The organism is Ruminococcus sp. CAG:379 (genome assembly GCF_000434255.1).
In the GTDB taxonomy this organism is placed as follows: Bacteria; Bacillota; Clostridia; order Oscillospirales; family Ruminococcaceae; genus Ruminococcus_F; species Ruminococcus_F champanellensis.
Genome location: NZ_FR894886.1, coordinates 32,136 through 47,338, shown reverse-complemented (window position 1 = coordinate 47,338; position 15,203 = coordinate 32,136). Strand labels below are relative to the sequence as shown.

At 58.2% G+C, this 15,203-nt stretch carries 16 protein-coding genes and 2 pseudogenes; 8 read left to right on the top strand and 10 right to left on the bottom strand.

The features are described 5' to 3' along the window. The 7 genes and pseudogenes from QVO51_RS05590 to acpP form a co-directional block, all read left to right on the top strand. A pseudogene (locus QVO51_RS05590) lies at positions 1 to 422 on the top strand (beta-ketoacyl-[acyl-carrier-protein] synthase II); the annotation flags it as partial. A gap of 12 nt (positions 423 to 434) precedes the next feature. Next, positions 435 to 890: an acetyl-CoA carboxylase biotin carboxyl carrier protein gene (gene accB, locus QVO51_RS05585; protein ID WP_022357567.1), complete on the top strand. Its 456-nt coding sequence runs from the start codon at positions 435 to 437 to the stop codon at positions 888 to 890. 9 nt (positions 891 to 899) lie between these two features. Then, complete coding sequence (fabZ, locus tag QVO51_RS05580; protein WP_015559252.1) at positions 900 to 1,349, top strand: 3-hydroxyacyl-ACP dehydratase FabZ; 450 nt, start codon at positions 900 to 902, stop codon at positions 1,347 to 1,349. 8 nt (positions 1,350 to 1,357) lie between these two features. Next, positions 1,358 to 2,716, top strand: a complete 1,359-nt coding sequence (gene accC / locus QVO51_RS05575) for an acetyl-CoA carboxylase biotin carboxylase subunit (protein WP_022357566.1) — start codon at positions 1,358 to 1,360, stop codon at positions 2,714 to 2,716. Next, on the top strand, positions 2,709 to 3,554 hold the full coding sequence (gene accD / locus QVO51_RS05570) for an acetyl-CoA carboxylase, carboxyltransferase subunit beta (RefSeq protein WP_022357565.1): 846 nt from the start codon (positions 2,709 to 2,711) through the stop codon (positions 3,552 to 3,554). The genes accC and accD overlap by 8 nt, the downstream gene beginning before the upstream one ends. Continuing rightward, entirely contained in the window at positions 3,551 to 4,354 is an 804-nt protein-coding gene (locus QVO51_RS05565; protein ID WP_022357564.1) for an acetyl-CoA carboxylase carboxyltransferase subunit alpha, read from the top strand. The genes accD and QVO51_RS05565 overlap by 4 nt, the downstream gene beginning before the upstream one ends. 57 nt (positions 4,355 to 4,411) lie before the next feature. Next, positions 4,412 to 4,645, top strand: coding sequence for an acyl carrier protein (gene acpP / locus QVO51_RS05560; protein WP_015559248.1), 234 nt, complete (start codon positions 4,412 to 4,414; stop codon positions 4,643 to 4,645). A gap of 95 nt (positions 4,646 to 4,740) precedes the next feature. Here the strand turns inward: acpP and argF are convergent. The 10 genes and pseudogenes from argF to QVO51_RS05510 all read right to left on the bottom strand — a co-directional run bounded on the left by argF (position 4,741) and on the right by QVO51_RS05510 (position 14,503). Continuing rightward, positions 4,741 to 5,669 (bottom strand): annotated as a pseudogene (argF, locus tag QVO51_RS05555) (ornithine carbamoyltransferase). Between the two features lie 13 nt (positions 5,670 to 5,682). Further along, positions 5,683 to 6,144 carry a hypothetical protein gene (locus tag QVO51_RS05550; RefSeq protein ID WP_022357561.1) on the bottom strand — a complete coding sequence of 154 codons (462 nt, stop codon included), beginning with the start codon at positions 6,142 to 6,144 and terminating at the stop codon, positions 5,683 to 5,685. 46 nt (positions 6,145 to 6,190) lie between these two features. Beyond that, positions 6,191 to 7,357 (bottom strand): acetylornithine/succinylornithine family transaminase, encoded by a 1,167-nt coding sequence (locus QVO51_RS05545; protein ID WP_022357560.1) that lies wholly within the window; start codon positions 7,355 to 7,357, stop codon positions 6,191 to 6,193. Between the two features lie 122 nt (positions 7,358 to 7,479). Continuing rightward, positions 7,480 to 8,349 carry an acetylglutamate kinase gene (gene argB / locus QVO51_RS05540; protein WP_015559244.1) on the bottom strand — a complete coding sequence of 290 codons (870 nt, stop codon included), beginning with the start codon at positions 8,347 to 8,349 and terminating at the stop codon, positions 7,480 to 7,482. Between the two features lie 41 nt (positions 8,350 to 8,390). Then, positions 8,391 to 9,665 carry a bifunctional glutamate N-acetyltransferase/amino-acid acetyltransferase ArgJ gene (gene argJ, locus QVO51_RS05535; protein WP_022357559.1) on the bottom strand — a complete coding sequence of 425 codons (1,275 nt, stop codon included), beginning with the start codon at positions 9,663 to 9,665 and terminating at the stop codon, positions 8,391 to 8,393. Positions 9,666 to 9,671: 6 nt separating this feature from the next. After that, complete coding sequence (argC, locus tag QVO51_RS05530; RefSeq protein WP_022357558.1) at positions 9,672 to 10,637, bottom strand: N-acetyl-gamma-glutamyl-phosphate reductase; 966 nt, start codon at positions 10,635 to 10,637, stop codon at positions 9,672 to 9,674. Positions 10,638 to 10,640: 3 nt separating this feature from the next. Further along, the gene (locus QVO51_RS05525) at positions 10,641 to 10,847 is read right to left on the bottom strand and encodes a hypothetical protein (RefSeq protein WP_015559241.1); all 207 of its coding nucleotides are present in this window, start codon (positions 10,845 to 10,847) and stop codon (positions 10,641 to 10,643) included. Then, the gene (gene argH / locus QVO51_RS05520; RefSeq protein ID WP_022357557.1) at positions 10,844 to 12,229 is read right to left on the bottom strand and encodes an argininosuccinate lyase; all 1,386 of its coding nucleotides are present in this window, start codon (positions 12,227 to 12,229) and stop codon (positions 10,844 to 10,846) included. The genes QVO51_RS05525 and argH overlap by 4 nt, the downstream gene beginning before the upstream one ends. 23 nt (positions 12,230 to 12,252) lie before the next feature. After that, the gene (locus tag QVO51_RS05515) at positions 12,253 to 13,092 is read right to left on the bottom strand and encodes a hypothetical protein (protein ID WP_022357556.1); all 840 of its coding nucleotides are present in this window, start codon (positions 13,090 to 13,092) and stop codon (positions 12,253 to 12,255) included. Positions 13,093 to 13,273: 181 nt separating this feature from the next. After that, the gene (locus tag QVO51_RS05510) at positions 13,274 to 14,503 is read right to left on the bottom strand and encodes an argininosuccinate synthase (protein WP_015559238.1); all 1,230 of its coding nucleotides are present in this window, start codon (positions 14,501 to 14,503) and stop codon (positions 13,274 to 13,276) included. 308 nt (positions 14,504 to 14,811) lie between these two features. On the opposite strand from QVO51_RS05510, the gene QVO51_RS05505 reads away from it, so the two are divergent. After that, positions 14,812 to 15,168 carry a nuclear transport factor 2 family protein gene (locus tag QVO51_RS05505; RefSeq protein WP_022357555.1) on the top strand — a complete coding sequence of 119 codons (357 nt, stop codon included), beginning with the start codon at positions 14,812 to 14,814 and terminating at the stop codon, positions 15,166 to 15,168. The last annotated feature ends 35 nt before the right edge of the window (positions 15,169 to 15,203 follow it).

Below are 15,203 nucleotides of genomic sequence, written 5' to 3'. Positions count from 1 at the left end.
CGGCACCGGACGGGGCAGCTGCCGCAGCAGCCATGCGGATGGCATATGAAGAAGGGGGACTTGGAGCAGAGGATATTGACTATATCAACGCCCACGGTACCTCCACCGGTCTGAACGATGCCAGCGAGACTGCCGCCATCAAGGCAGCCTTCGGGGAGCACGCATACAAGCTGAAGGTGAACTCCACCAAGTCCATGATCGGGCATCTTCTGGGAGGTGCCGGGGCGGTGGAAGCCATTGTAACCGCTAAATCCGTGGAAACCGGGCTGATCCACCGGACGGTGGGCTACACCACGCCGGATCCGGAATGCGACCTGGATTACTGCGGCAGCGGCAACGTGACCGGAACTGTCCGGGCGGCTCTGACCAACAATCTGGGCTTTGGCGGACACAACGCATGCCTGTGCATCCGGCAGGCGTAGGAGGATACGACTATGGAAAAACTATTCGGACAGTTTGATCCGGAGCTGCTGGAGCAGCTTGCCCGGATCCTGCGGGACAATGATCTGGGGGAGCTGACCCTGGAGGATGGGGACAAGAAGCTGACCATCAAGGGAAAAAAGCCCGCCCCCATGCCCGCCCCCATGGGTATGCCCCCGGTATGCCCTCCGGCGGCTCCCCAGGAGGATGCCCCGACAGCACCGGCTGCGGTATCGGGCACCTGGGTGAAGGCGCCCTTGGTGGGGACTTATTATGCAGCACCCTCTCCGGAAAGCGAGCCCTTTGTGACCGTTGGCAAGCGGGTGAAGAAGGGGGACGTGCTGATGATCATCGAGTCTATGAAGCTGATGAACGAGGTGCTCTGCGAGCAGGATGGCATCGTGGCAGAGATTCTGGTACAGAACGGGGATGCGGTGGAATTTGACCAGCCCATCCTGCGGATAGAATAGGAGCGGCATATGGCAGTACTGATGGATCGGGCGCAGATCATGGAGCTGATCCCCCACCGGGATCCCTTCCTGCTGATCGATGAGATCAACGAAATGGAGCCGGGTGTGCGCTGTGTGGCAACCAAGCACATGACGCCGGAGGAATTCTGGTTCAAGGGGCATTTTCCCGGCATGCCGGTGACACCCGGCGTACTGCTGGTGGAAATGATGGCGCAGGCTGGTGCGGTTGCCATGCTGGCATTGCCCCGGAATAAGGGCAAGATCGGGATGTTCTCCGGCATCGACAAGGCGAAATTCCGCCGGCAGGTGGTGCCGGGGGATACCCTGCGGCTGGAGGTTTCCATTGTGAAGAATCTGGGGCGCATCGGCGTAGGCGAGGGTACGGCTTATGTGGGGGATGAGGTAGCAGCCTCCGCCCAGATCAAGTTCGTGCTGGTGCCCCCTGTGGAGCAGGAGTGAGGAGAGCCATGCTGAAAAAGGTTTTGATCGCCAACCGGGGCGAGATCGCAGTGCGGATCATCCGTGCCTGCCGGGAGATGGGGATCCGCTGCGTGGCGGTGTATTCCACCGCCGACCGGCATGCGCTGCATGTGCAGCTGGCAGACCAGGCGGTGTGCATCGGCAAGCCTGCCGCCCGGGACAGCTACCTGAAGGCGAACGCTTTGCTGACCGCTGCCAGGATCACCGGCTGTGATGCGGTGCATCCAGGCTTCGGCTTTTTGTCCGAGGATGCGGATTTTGCCCGGCAGTGCCGGGAGGCAGGGCTGATTTTCGTGGGGCCCTCCCCGGAAGCCATTACCCTGTTGGGGGATAAGGCACGGGCAAAGCAGACCATGCAGGCGGCAGGGGTGCCGGTGATCCCCGGCTCTGACGGGATCGTGGCTGACCTGGCATCCGCCAAGGAGATTGCCGCAAAGATCGGCTATCCCCTGCTCATCAAGGCATCCGCCGGAGGTGGTGGGCGGGGCATCCGTCCCGTGTACCGGGAGGAGGAGCTGGAAAGCCAGATGCGCACCGCCTCCGAGGAGGCAGCCTCCTGCTTTGGCTGTGCGGATGTGTACATGGAACGGCTGCTGCTGCATCCCAGACATGTGGAGGTGCAGATTCTGGCGGATTCCCAGGGCAATGTGGTGCATCTGGGGGAGCGGGACTGCAGCATGCAGCGGCGCAAGCAGAAGCTGATGGAGGAAAGCCCCTGTGCCATTCTTTCTCCCGCCCTGCGTCAGCAGATGGGGGATGCGGCAGTCCGGGCGGCAAAGCAGTGCGGCTTTACCAATGCGGGTACGGTGGAATTTCTCACCGACGGGAAGGAATTTTTCTTCATGGAGATGAATACCCGGATCCAGGTGGAGCATCCTGTAACCGAGGCGGTCACCGGCATTGACCTGGTGCAGGCACAGTTGCGGATCGCCGCCGGGGAGCCGCTGGGCTTTACCCAGTCCGACGTTCAGATCCGGGGGCATGCCATTGAGTGCCGGATCCTGGCGGAAAATCCGGCGGAGAACTTCCGCCCCTGTCCCGGTGTGATCCAGGGGCTGTACATGCCGGGAGGGCCCGGCGTGCGGGTGGATTCCGCCATCTATCAGGGCTGTCAGATTCCGCCCTTTTACGATTCCATGCTGGCGAAGCTCATCGTCCATGCACCCACCCGTGCCCAGGCCATTGCCAAGATGAACTGGGCGCTGGCGGAATTTCTGGTGGACGGGGTGGATACCAACATCGACATGCAGCTGGAGCTGATCCGCAGTGATGCTTTCCGCAGCGGCACCTACGATACGGGCTATCTGGCGGAGCTGGAGAAGAAGGGTGGTGCAGGCAATGCTTGAGGAACTGTTTTCCCAGGTGCGGAGCCGCCTGTCCGATGAACCCAAGCGACCACCGGAGGAAACCTACAAGTGCCCCCGGTGCCGCACGGCAAGTCCCCTGTCCTCCTTTGAGGCTTCGGATCATGTATGCCCCCACTGCAGCTTCCATGACCGGCTCAATGCCCCGGCACGGATCATTCTCACGGCGGATCCCGGCTCCTTTGTCCAGGCGGATGCCCGTATGCGCAGCTGCAACCCCATCGGCTTTCCCGGCTATGAGAAAAAGCAGATGGTGCTTCGGGCGAATACCGGGCTGACGGACGCCATTATCACCGGAGACTGCCGGATCGGGGGAATCCCGGTGACGCTGGCGGTGATGGATCCCCGGTACATGATGGGCAGTATGGGCAGCGTGGTGGGGGAGAAGCTCACCCGTGCCTTTGAGCATGCCACCAAAGCGGGACTGCCCATCATCGTGTTTACCGCATCCGGCGGCGCACGGATGCAGGAGGGCATGGTGTCCCTGATGCAGATGGCGAAAACCTCCGGGGCAGTGGCACGGCACAGTGCCGCAGGGCTGCTGTACATCACTGTGCTGACGGATCCCACCACCGGCGGCGTGACCGCCTCCTTTGCCTCCCTGGGGGATATCATCCTGGCGGAGCCAAAGGTGCTCATCGGCTTTGCCGGCAGACGGGTCATTGAGAACACCATCCATCAGCGGCTGCCGGAGGGCTTCCAGCTGGCAGAGCATATGCTGGAACAGGGCTTTGTGGATGCTATTGTATCCCGGCGGAACATGCGCCAGACCCTGGAGCAGCTGCTGCGGCTTCACGGCTACGGGGAGGTGAAGGCATGAACGAACGGACAGCGTGGGAACGCTTACAGCTGATCCGCAACCCGGCACGGCCTACGGTGCGGGATTACATCCCCCGGGTCTTCACGGAGTTTTTCGAGCTTCACGGAGATCGGCTTTTCGGGGACGATGGAGCGTTGCTGGGAGGCATCGGCAGGCTGGACGGCACGCCGGTGACGGTGCTGGCACAGGTGAAGGGCAGGAACCTTGCGGAAAACAAGGCAGCCAATTTCGCCATGCCCCACCCGGAGGGCTACCGGAAGGCGCTGCGGCTTGCCAAGCAGGCGGAGAAATTCCGCCGACCGGTGATCTGCCTGATCGACACACCCGGCGCCTTCTGCGGCATCGATGCGGAAAACCGGGGACAGGGCGAGGCGATTGCCCGGAATCTGGCGGAATTTATGCAGCTTCGCACCCCGGTGGTTTCCGTGGTGCTGGGAGAAGGGGGCAGCGGCGGCGCCCTGGCGCTTGGGGTGTGCGATGCCCTGGGCATGCTGGAAAACGCCCTGTATTCCGTGATCTCCCCCCGTGGCTTTGCCAGCATCCTCTGGAAGGACGGCAGCCGGGAGAAGGAAGCCTGTGAGCTGCTGCACATGACAGCGGAGGATATGCTGACCCTCGGGGTGGCGGACGGGATCATTCCGGAGCCTGCCGGAGGGGCGCACAACGATATAGACAAAATATCGTCGGCGCTGCACAAATTTTTGTCCATAAAAATTCAAGAAAATTTGCGAAAAGATATTGACGTTTTGCTGGAAGAACGCTATACTAAGTTTAGAAAAATCGGCGCCTTCCGGGAATGACCGGAGCGTGGGTTCAATGCGCCCTGTGGCGTGAAATATATGTTTGGAGGAAATACTATGACATTCGATAAGCTAAAGGCGATTATTGTGGAACAGTTTGACGTGGACGAGGCACTCGTTACACCGGAGGCTGACATGCAGGAGGATCTGGGCATCGATTCTCTGGACGTTGTGGATCTGATCGTAATCATTTCCGAGGAGTTCGACATCGAGATCCCGGACGAGGCTGTGGACAATATCAAGACCGTAGGCGACATCGTTGCTTACATCGACAGCCAGCAGGCTGAATGAAGCCGCAAAGGGTACCGGATTTCCGGTACCCTTTCTGTTTCTGTACGCAAAAAGCCGCCCCGTATCAGCATACGGAGCGGCTTGCTTTGTTTGCTTTAGTCTGCCATCAGGCGAACCATGACCGCCTTCTGGGCGTGGAGCCGGTTTTCCGCCTCCTCAAAGATCTCCTTGGCATGTTCCTCAAAGACCTTGGCGGTGATCTCCTCCTCCCGGTGTGCCGGCAGGCAGTGCATCACCATAGCGTCCGGCTTGGCAGCCGCCATGATCTCGTCGTTGATCTGGTACCCTGCAAAGGCAATGCGGCGCTTTGCGATTTCGCCCTCCTGTCCCATGGATGCCCACACATCCGTCAGCAGGATATCTGCGTCCTTGGCAGCCTCCAGGGGCACATTGGTAATGGAGAAGCCCGGATCCTTCTGTGCAAAGTCCATAACCATGGGATCCGGCCGGTAGCCCTCCGGGCAGGCAACGGAAACCTGCATACCAACCTTCAGACCCCCTACGATCAAGGAGTTTGCCATGTTGTTGCCGTCTCCGATGTAGCACATTTTCAAGCCGTCAAAGCTACCCTTGAATTCCCGGATGGTCATCAGATCCGCCAGCACCTGGCAGGGGTGGGACAGGTCGGTGAGCCCGTTGATGATCGGGATGGAGCCGTACTCCGCCAGATCCTCCACCTCTTTCTGGGCGAAGGTGCGGATCATAATGCCGTCAATGTACCGGGACAGTACCCGTGCGGTATCCTCCACCGGCCCCGTGCGGTATCCTCCCCCGGCTCGCCTCTGCCGATCTGCAGATCGTCCGCCGACAGAAACAGAGCATGACCGCCCAGCTGGTACATACCGGTTTCAAAGGAAACTCTCGTCCGGGTGGATGCCTTCTGGAAGATCATACCCAGAGACTTGCCCTTGAGCATGGGGTGGGGAATGCCGTGCTTGAGCTCGTATTTCAGCTGATCCGCCAGGTTCAGAATGTCAATGATCTCCTCCTGGCTCATGTCCAGCATTTTCAGTAAGTGCTTCATAAGTAAACCTCCGTCATTTCTTGTACTTGTAAAAGGAAAAGTCGATGCACACCGCAAACAGTACCAGTGCGTCGTCAAATTCCTTGTCGTTGATCGTCATCTCAAACTGCACATCCCCCTTGGGCATGGGCTGGGAGAGGATGCTGCCAATGTTCACATCATCCTTTGTGAGCTCGAACCGCATCCGGTCCTGGCTCTTGAGCCAGTAGGTACCCATATTGCCCTGTCCTACGATGGAAGGATCCAGGAACCGGGACTTGCACTTGACCATAATATATGGATTTCCGTCCAGCAGTATGTCAAAGGAGGGATGCTTTTGGGAAAAATCGCTCGTCATGGTGTACATTTCGTAGCCGCTTGCGTCAAACAGCTGCATTTTGCCGCCAAAGCCTTTTTTCTTAATGGTATAAATGATACGGCCCTTTTCGTCCTGTACGTTGTATTTGCTTCCCTTGGGTATGATGTAAAGAACCATATAAGCGTTTCCCTCCCCCGATGCAATGCATTGATGTTCGTCAGTCTTACTGGCTCAGGCACTCCTTGAGAATCGCAAGACCGCTGTCCAGCTCCCCGATGGTGATGTTCAGCGGCGGGAGCAACCGCACCTTATCCTTCGCCGTCAGCACCAGCAGACCCCGCTGGAAGGCTGCCTGCTTCACGTCCGCCGCCTGTTTGGTTTTCAGCGTCAGCCCCAGCATCAGACCCAGACCGGTGATCTCCGTGACCTCCTCGCAGTCCCGGAGGGCGGCACGGATGTGAGCGCCCTTTGCCAGTACCTGTGCCAGGAAATCCGGCTTTGCCACCTGCTCCAGCACCGCAAGCCCACCGGCGCAGACCACCGGATTGCCCCCGAAGGTGGAGCCGTGCATGCCCTTGGTGAGCACGTCAGCGCATTTGCCGTTGGCAAGGCATGCACCGATGGGAAGACCGCCGCCCAGCCCCTTGGCAAGAGTGGTGATGTCCGCTTTCTTGGCGTACTGCTCTCCTGCCAGGAAGGTGCCGGTTCTGCCCACGCCGGTCTGAACCTCGTCAGCGATCACCAGAATATCCCGCTTTGCGCAGAAATCGTAGAGCTGATCCACATACTTGCTGTCCAGGGGCACCACGCCCCCTTCGCCCTGGATGTATTCCAGCATCACGGCGCACACGTTGTTGTGCATCTTCTTGAGCAGATCGTCAATGTCGTTGGCTTCGGCGTACACAAAGCCCTCCGGGAAGGGGAAGAAGTAGTTGTGGAAGCAGTCCTGCCCGGTGGCGCTCAGGGTCGCCATGGTTCTGCCGTGGAAGGAGTTGCGCAGGGTGATGATCACATTTCTGCCTGCGCCGTATTTATCAAAGCTGTATTTTCTTGCCAGCTTAATGGCGCATTCGTTGGCTTCTGCGCCGGAATTGCCGAAGAACACCCGCTTATAGCCGGTGATCTGGCACAGCCGCTCTGCGAAATCCGCCTGTACTTTTGTGTAGTAGTAATTTGAAGTGTGCTGCATGCTGCGAACCTGGGCGCACACTGCGTCCGCCCAGGCAGGATCGCAGTACCCCAGGCTGTTGGTGCCGATGCCGCTGCCGAAATCCAGGTAGCGCTTGCCGTCCTCATCGGTACAGGTTCTGCCGCTGCCGGATTCCATCACCAGGGGCAGCCGGTCATAGGTCTGCATCACATGGCTGTTAAACTGTTCTATTGTATCCATTCGGATAATCTCCTTTGCTGTGGGGATTGCTTTTTGTGCAATTTACCCTGCATTCTTATTTTACCCCGACACAGGAAAAATTGCAATGCTTTAGTTTATGAACAAGTCAATACTTTTGCGTCTTATTTGAACTGGGTGCCAATGCCCTCGTTGGACAGCAGCTCAATGAGGATGGAGTGGGGGATCCGGCCGTCGATGATAACGGTCTTGTGTACGCCCCGGCGTACTGCCTCCACGCAGCAGTCGATCTTGGGGATCATGCCTCCGGAGATGATGCCCTGCCGCTTTAAGAAGGGCACCTCGCTGACGTTCACAAAGGGCATCAGCGTGGAGGGGTCGTCCTTGTCCCGCATCAGTCCTGCAATGTCCGTCATGAGGATCAGGTTTTCCGCCTTCAGCTCTGCGGCGATCCGTGCAGCCGCCGTGTCCGCATTCACGTTGTAGGTCTGACCGGACTTGCTGCTTGCCACCGTGGCGATCACCGGCACATACCCACCGTTCAGCGCATCCAGAATGGGCTTGGTGTTCACGCTGACGATGTCACCCACATAGCCCAGATCCTGTTCGCTTTCTACCTTTTCCGCCATGAGCATCTGCCCGTCAATACCGCACAGACCCACTGCGCTGCCCTGATGCTCCGCCAGAAGGGCAACCAGTTCCTTGTTCACCTTGCCGGCAAGCACCATCTTCACCACGTCCACGGTTTCCTTGTCCGTGTACCGCAGCCCGCCGATGAACTTACTTTCAATGTTCAGCCGCCGGAGCATATCGTTGATTTCCGGGCCGCCCCCGTGTACCAGCACTACCTTGATGCCCACCAGGGACAACAGCACGATATCGCTCATGACCGCCTGCTTCAGCGCCTCGTTGGTCATGGCGTTGCCCCCGTACTTGACCACCACGATCTTGCCGTTGTACCGCTGGATATGGGGCAGGGCGTCGATCAGAATCTTTGACCGGACAGAATTCGGGATGTTTTCAGGAATTTCCATATGTATCACTCCAAGTTGTTTGATATTGCAGCCGTTCGGGCTTATGATCGATAGTCGCCGTTGATCTTTACATAGTCATAGGTCAGATCACAGCCCCAGCACACCGCACTGCACAGGCCGCTGTTCAGATGGATGCAGATCCGGATCTCCTCCGGCTCCAGGATCCTTGCAGCCTCCTCCTCGGAGAAGTCCGGGATCACGCCCTTCCGGCATGCGGCGATTCTGCCGTTCTCGGATGCCACGTCAATGTCCAGCTTTTCCAGGTCAAAGTCCGCCTGGGCATACCCGGCGGCACAGGCGATTCTGCCCCAGTTGGCATCCCTGCCGAACATTGCGGTTTTCACCAGGCTGGAGGTGATCACGCTCTTTGCCACGATCTCCGCCGTCTTTTCGTCCGGCGCACCCTCGCACAGGCAGGTGATGAGCTTGGTGGCGCCTTCTCCGTCCCGTGCCATCATCCGGGCAAGGTTCAGCAGGATCACATACAGCGCCTGCTTGAAGGTGTCGTAGTCTGCATTGGCGGTGCGGATGGGGGCATTGCCTGCCTTACCGTTTGCCAGCACGCAGACCATATCGTTGGTGGAGGTGTCCCCGTCCACGCTGACCCGGTTCAGCGTCAGCTTTACCACATCGGACAGAGCCTGCTGGAGCAGTGCCGGGGCAATGTCCGCATCCGTGGTCAGGAAGGTCAGGGTGGTTGCCATGTTGGGGTGGATCATACCGCTGCCCTTGAGCATGCCTCCCAGCTTGCAGGGCTTTCCGCCCAGGGTGAAGGACACGGCGATCTCCTTGGGCATGGTGTCGGTGGTCATAATTGCCTCCACTGCGGCAGCATTTCCCTTGGGATTCAGCCCCTTGCACAGCTCCGGTACGGCTGCGGCAATGGGCTCGATGGGCAGCACCTGTCCGATGACCCCGGTGGATGCCACGATGATCTCGCTTTCCTCCAGCTTTAAGGCATCCGCCGCCAGCTGACACATTTTTGTTGCCTTCTCCACTCCGTCCGGGTTGCAGGTGTTGGCGTTGACGGAGTTGACGATCACCGCCTGGGCGGTGCCGTTTTTCAGATGCTCCCGGGTCACCAGAATGGGTGCGCCCTTGACCTTGTTGGTGGTGTAGACCGCTGCGGCAGCGCAGGGTACCTCTGCGTAGATCACTGCCAGGTCATGTTTCTTCTTCCCGGCGGTGGGGGAGGGAGCGTCCTCGCTGAGCGCCTTGTGGGCAAGACCGCACTGGATGCCGTTTGCCAGAAAGCCCTGCGCAGCGCAGACCCCTCCCTCCACAAATGTATAGCCGTCAAATTTCTGAAGCTTCATGGCTGCTTACTCCTTTTCATACACCGAGGTCAGACCGGTATCCTCCGGCGCCCCGATCATCAGATTCATACACTGGACTGCCGCACCGGATGCGCCCTTGCCCAGATTGTCCAGCCGTGCGCATAGCAGGATCCGGTCATGGTTGCCGCAGACGAATACCTCCAGGTCATTGGAGCCTGCAAGGGGATTTGCGGACATGAACCCATCCGGCAGCACATCGCTGCCCTGGAGGGCGGTCACATGCACAAAGCGCTGGTTTGCATAGTGGGCGGCAAATGCGGCATGCACCTGCTCCGGGGGCACCGCCTTGGGCAGCAGCCGGGTCAGGATGGGCACGCACACGATCATGCCGTTGAAAAAGTCGCAGATAATGGGATTGAACATGGGGGGATAGGCAAGCCCGGAAATTTTCTGCATTTCCGGCATATGCTTGTGGGTCTGCCCCAGGGCATAGAGCCGGGGTGCGTCAAAGCAGCCGTCCCGGTTCGGATCCGTATACTGGGCAATTGCCTTTTTGCCGCCGCCGCTGTAGCCGGACAGGGCGTATGCGGTCACCGGGTAATCCGCCGGCAGGATCCCGGCCTGTACCAGGGGATACACCAGGGAAATGAAGCCGCTGGCATAGCAGCCGGGCACAGCCACTCTCTGGCTGGTGCGGATCCTTTCCCGGTGTGCCGGGCTCAGCTCCGGAAAGCCGTATGCCCAGTCCGGATTGGTCCGGTGGGCGGTGGATGCGTCAATGATCCGGGTATTGCTGCCCTCTGCCAGGGCTACCGCCTCCACAGCAGCAGCGTCCGGCAGGCACAGAAAGGTAATGTCCGACTGATGGATCAGCCGCTTTCGCTCTGCGTTGTCCTTCCGCTTTTCCGGGTCGATCTTCAGCAGGGCAATGTCGCTGCGGCCATTAAAGCGCTCCAGGATCTTCAGCCCGGTGGTGCCCTCCTGTCCGTCAATATAAACCTGAACCGGCATAAGTCATTCTCCTTTGTGTTGATCCGGATCCCTGGGGCATTTCCATACGCTGATGGCAAGGGTTGCAACGAACACGGCGATCAGCCAGCCCCGGGATACCCAGATATTGTTGTTGTCAAACACGAACAGCAGCAGGATCTCTCCTGCCAGATATGCCAGTACCGCCAGGGTACACAGCAGCAGGATGAATTTCAGCTGTCTGCCCTTCATATGCCCCAAGCCTCCATCTGTGCCCGGGTCAGATCGATCTGCCGCCGGACGGATTCCGGTGCAGGGCCGCCCTCAGAACGGCGCTCCCGGACGCAGGTGTCCAGACTGATGGCTTGGTACACGTCCTCGCTGAACAGGGGGTGCATTTCCCGGTACTGCTCCAGGGGCAGGGTCTCCAGAGTCAGCCCCTGCCGGATGCATGCGGCAACCAGGGTGCCGGTGATCTTATAGGCATCCCGGAAGGGCAGCCCCTTCTTCACCAGATAGTCTGCACAATCGGTGGCGTTGATAAAGCCCCGGGCGGCAGCGGCACGCATATTGTCCTTCAGCACACGCATGGTGGCAAGCATGGGGGTAAAGGTTTTCAGGCACAGCTTCACGTTGTCGATGGCATCGAAGATGGCCTCCTTGTCCTCCTGCATATCCTTGTTGTAGGCAAGGGGCAGTCCCTTCAGCATAGCCAGCAGGGTGGTCAGATCCCCCACCACTCTGCCGGTCTTGCCCCGGATCAGCTCGGTGATATCCGGATTCTTCTTCTGGGGCATGATGGAGCTGCCGGTGGCGTAGGCATCGTCCAGTTCAATGAACTTGAATTCCCAGGAGCACCAGAGAATGATCTCCTCGGAGAACCGGGACAGGTGGGTCATCAGCAGCGCCAGGGCGTTTGCCAGCTCCACGCAGCTGTCCCGGTCGGATACCCCGTCCAGACTGTTTGCCATGGGGGCGGTAAAGCCCAGCAGCTTTGCGGTCTGCTGCCGGTCGATGGGGTAGGTGGTGCCCGCCAGGGCGCAGCTGCCCAGGGGACAGTAGTTCATGCGCTTTTCCGTATCCAGCAGCCGGTCATAATCCCGCAGCAGCATCTGGGCATACGCCATCAGGTGATGCCCCAGGGTAATGGGCTGTGCCCGCTGCAGGTGGGTGTATCCGGGCATGATGGTGTCCAGGTGCTGCTGTGCCAGATCGCACAGGGTATGCAGCAGCTTTGCGGTCAGACTGCGGATCTCTCCCATTTCCTCCCGCAGATACAGCCGGATATCCAGTGCAACCTGGTCATTCCGGGAACGGGCGGTGTGGAGCCGCTTGCCCACATCCCCCAGCCGCTTGGTCAGCTCTGCCTCCACGAACATGTGGATATCCTCCGCCGTGGGATCCAATTCCAGTTCCCCGGATTCCAGATCCGCCAGGATCCCCTGCAGTCCCTCTATGATCTGCCGGCTGTCCTCTTTAGAGATGATGCCGCAGTCCCCCAGCATGGTGGCGTGGGCGATGCTGCCGGTGATATCCTGCTTGTACATTCTGCCGTCAAAGGCGATGGAGGAATTGAAGGCGTTGACGGTTTCGTCAACCTCCTTGGAGAATCTTCCTGCCCATAATTTTGCCATAGCCCTCTTCCTTTCTCCGGGTATCAGTTTGCCAGGTCTGTATCGGATTTGGTGTAGCCGGTGAGATCCGGCATCACCAGCTTGCTTTCGTCACAGGTGCCGTTGAGGGTAGTGAATTCCATGCTGGAAATCTCCGTGCCTTCCATGCTGGTGCTGATGGACAGCAGATCCCCGGTGGCAAGGTCAAAAATATATGTCGCCTCGGATTGGTCAAACTGATAGGTTTCCTTCACGCAGTCCTTGCCCTTCACGGTGACAAATTCCGCCTTGTCCAGGGTCAGATCCTCCGCATTGCCGGTAATCTGTCCCATGCCGCTTTCCTCCATGTATTCCTCCAGATCCAGTCCTTCGTCCTTGACGGAATACATCTTCTCCACCGGCAGCAGGGTGTAGCAGGCGTCCTTGTCCCAGTACATGATAATGGAGTAGGTCTCGCCGCCCCCGGACATGGTGACCTCCGAGTACATGGCGTTCTTTGCCTTGGAGTAGGTGGTGTAGATCTGATAGTCCAGCTGGGTACCCAGCATGGACATACGCATGGAGCAGTCCATGGTCAGAGCCTCATCGGAATACCGCTCGGAAAATTTCTTGCAGTAGGAATCCCCATAGCTGGTGGGCAGCACTGCATCCTTGGGGTCTGCCTGTGCTTCGGTGGCAGCCTCTGTTGCCCCCTCTGTTGCAGCAGCCTCTGTAGTAGCCGCTGTTGCCTCCATTGCCCCCTGTGCGGATGCTTCTGTGGAAGCGGGGGTGGATGCTCCGGTGGTTGCAGCGGTGGAATCTGCGCTGCTGTCCTCGCCGCATGCAGTCATGCCAAACGCCAGAGTCAGGGCAAGGATGCCGGCAGCCAGTCTGTTGTGTTTCATCAATGATATCCTCCTATATGTTGTTGGGCAACACCCCGCAAAGCCTGTGTGGTATTGCCTGTGGGTTCTGTTGCAGCAACATCCCACAGAGAAATGCCCTGTGGATTGTTGCCAAAACAGAAAAAACACAGGGGGCGACAGAATCTGCCGCCCGTGCTGTGTATGTATCCTTCCGGGTAAATTACTTGTTGTTCCGCTTCTGATCCAGCTTTGCCTTGACCTTGATGGGCAGACCGAACAGGTTGATGAATCCGGCGCTGTCCTTCTGGTTGTATACATTGTCGGCGTCGAAGGTGGCAACCTCCTCATCGTACAGGGTGTAGGGAGAAGTAACGCCGGCGTTGATGATGTTGCCCTTGTACAGCTTCAGCTTTACGTCGCCGGTGACGGTTTCCTGGGTCTTGTCCACAAATGCGCTCAGCGCCTCACGCAGAGGTGTGAACCACTGACCGTTGTATACGATGTCAGCGAACTTGATGCCCAGGTACTGCTTCATCCGTGCGGTTTCCTTATCCAGGCAGATGGTCTCCAGCACCTCGTGTGCGTGGTAGAGGATGGCGCCGCCGGGGGTTTCGTACACGCCTCTGGACTTCATGCCCACCAGACGGTTCTCCACCAGGTCAGCCAGACCGATGCCGTTCTCGCCGCCCAGCTTGTTCAGTGCGGAAACCATACCCACACCGTCCAGCTCCTTGCCGTCCAGCATGGTGGGTACGCCCTTTTCAAAGTGGATGGTGATGTAGGTGGGCTTGTCGGGCGCCATTTCCGGAGAAACGCCCAGTTCCAGGAAGCCTGGCTTGTTGTACTGGGGCTCGTTTGCCGGATCCTCCAGATCCAGACCCTCGTGGGACAGATGCCACAGGTTCTTGTCCTTGGAGTAGTTGGTTTCCCGGTTGATCTTCAGGGGAATGTTGTGGGCCTCTGCGTAATCGATCTCCTCGTCCCGGGACTTGATGCTCCAGATTCTCCAGGGTGCGATGATCTCCATATCCGGTGCAAATGCCTTGATGGCAAGCTCGAACCGAACCTGGTCGTTGCCCTTGCCGGTGCAGCCGTGGCAGATGGCGTCAGCCCCCTCCGCCAGTGCGATCTCAGCAATGCGCTTTGCGATAATGGGCCGTGCAAAGGAGGTGCCCAGCAGATAGCGGTTCTCGTAAACTGCCCCTGCCTTCACGGTGGGGTATACATAATCTTCGATGAATTCCTTCTTCAGATCTGCAACGATCAGCTTGGATGCGCCGGTCTTCTTTGCCTTTTCCTCCAGACCATCCAGCTCGGTGCCCTGCCCTACGTCGCCGGATACTGCGATAACCTCGCAGTTGTTGTAGTTTTCCTTCAGCCACGGAATGATGATGGATGTGTCCAGACCGCCGGAATATGCCAGTACGACCTTTTTGATTTCCTTTGCCATTGTTGAGAACCTCCTGTTCAATACTTGGTATAGCCTTATTATACACCCTTCTGTGGATTTGTCAAGGGGTTTCTGAATAATTATGCATATTTTTTCGTATAATTCTGGATATTATGCTGAATATACAGTATAATTATTCATTTCCGCCTTTGCACACATTCCACACAACATGCATACTACTATTATACACGTTTTTGGGGAAAAAGGCAATTGTTTTTTGTGCGGAGCGTGTGATATAATATAGCTTGTATAAAACGACGAAACAAATACGGAATGGATATGGGAAATGGGATACAGGAGGAACAGGAATGGCGTATATTTATGAGCTTGAAGTGAGAATGTGGGAGGCGGCAAAGCACCGGGATCCGGAGGCGTTTCTGGAGGTGGTATCCCCGGATGCGGTGATGGTCTGCGGGGGACAGTGCTGTACCGGCGCAGAGTATGCCCGGATCATTCCGGAATTTGACTGTGCCTCCTTCATTCTGGAGCAGTTCGAGATCGTGAACCAGGACGTGGACAGTGTGCAGGTACACTATGTGGTTCACACCCAGGTCAGCGATCCGGCGAACCAGGAGCTTGCCGGCACGTTCCGGGTGACTACCACCTGGCGGAACATCGAGGGCAACTGGAAGGCTGTGTTCAATATGGACCATCGGATCGGATGACCCCCTGTAAGCCAAAGCAGCCGGGCAGATGCCCG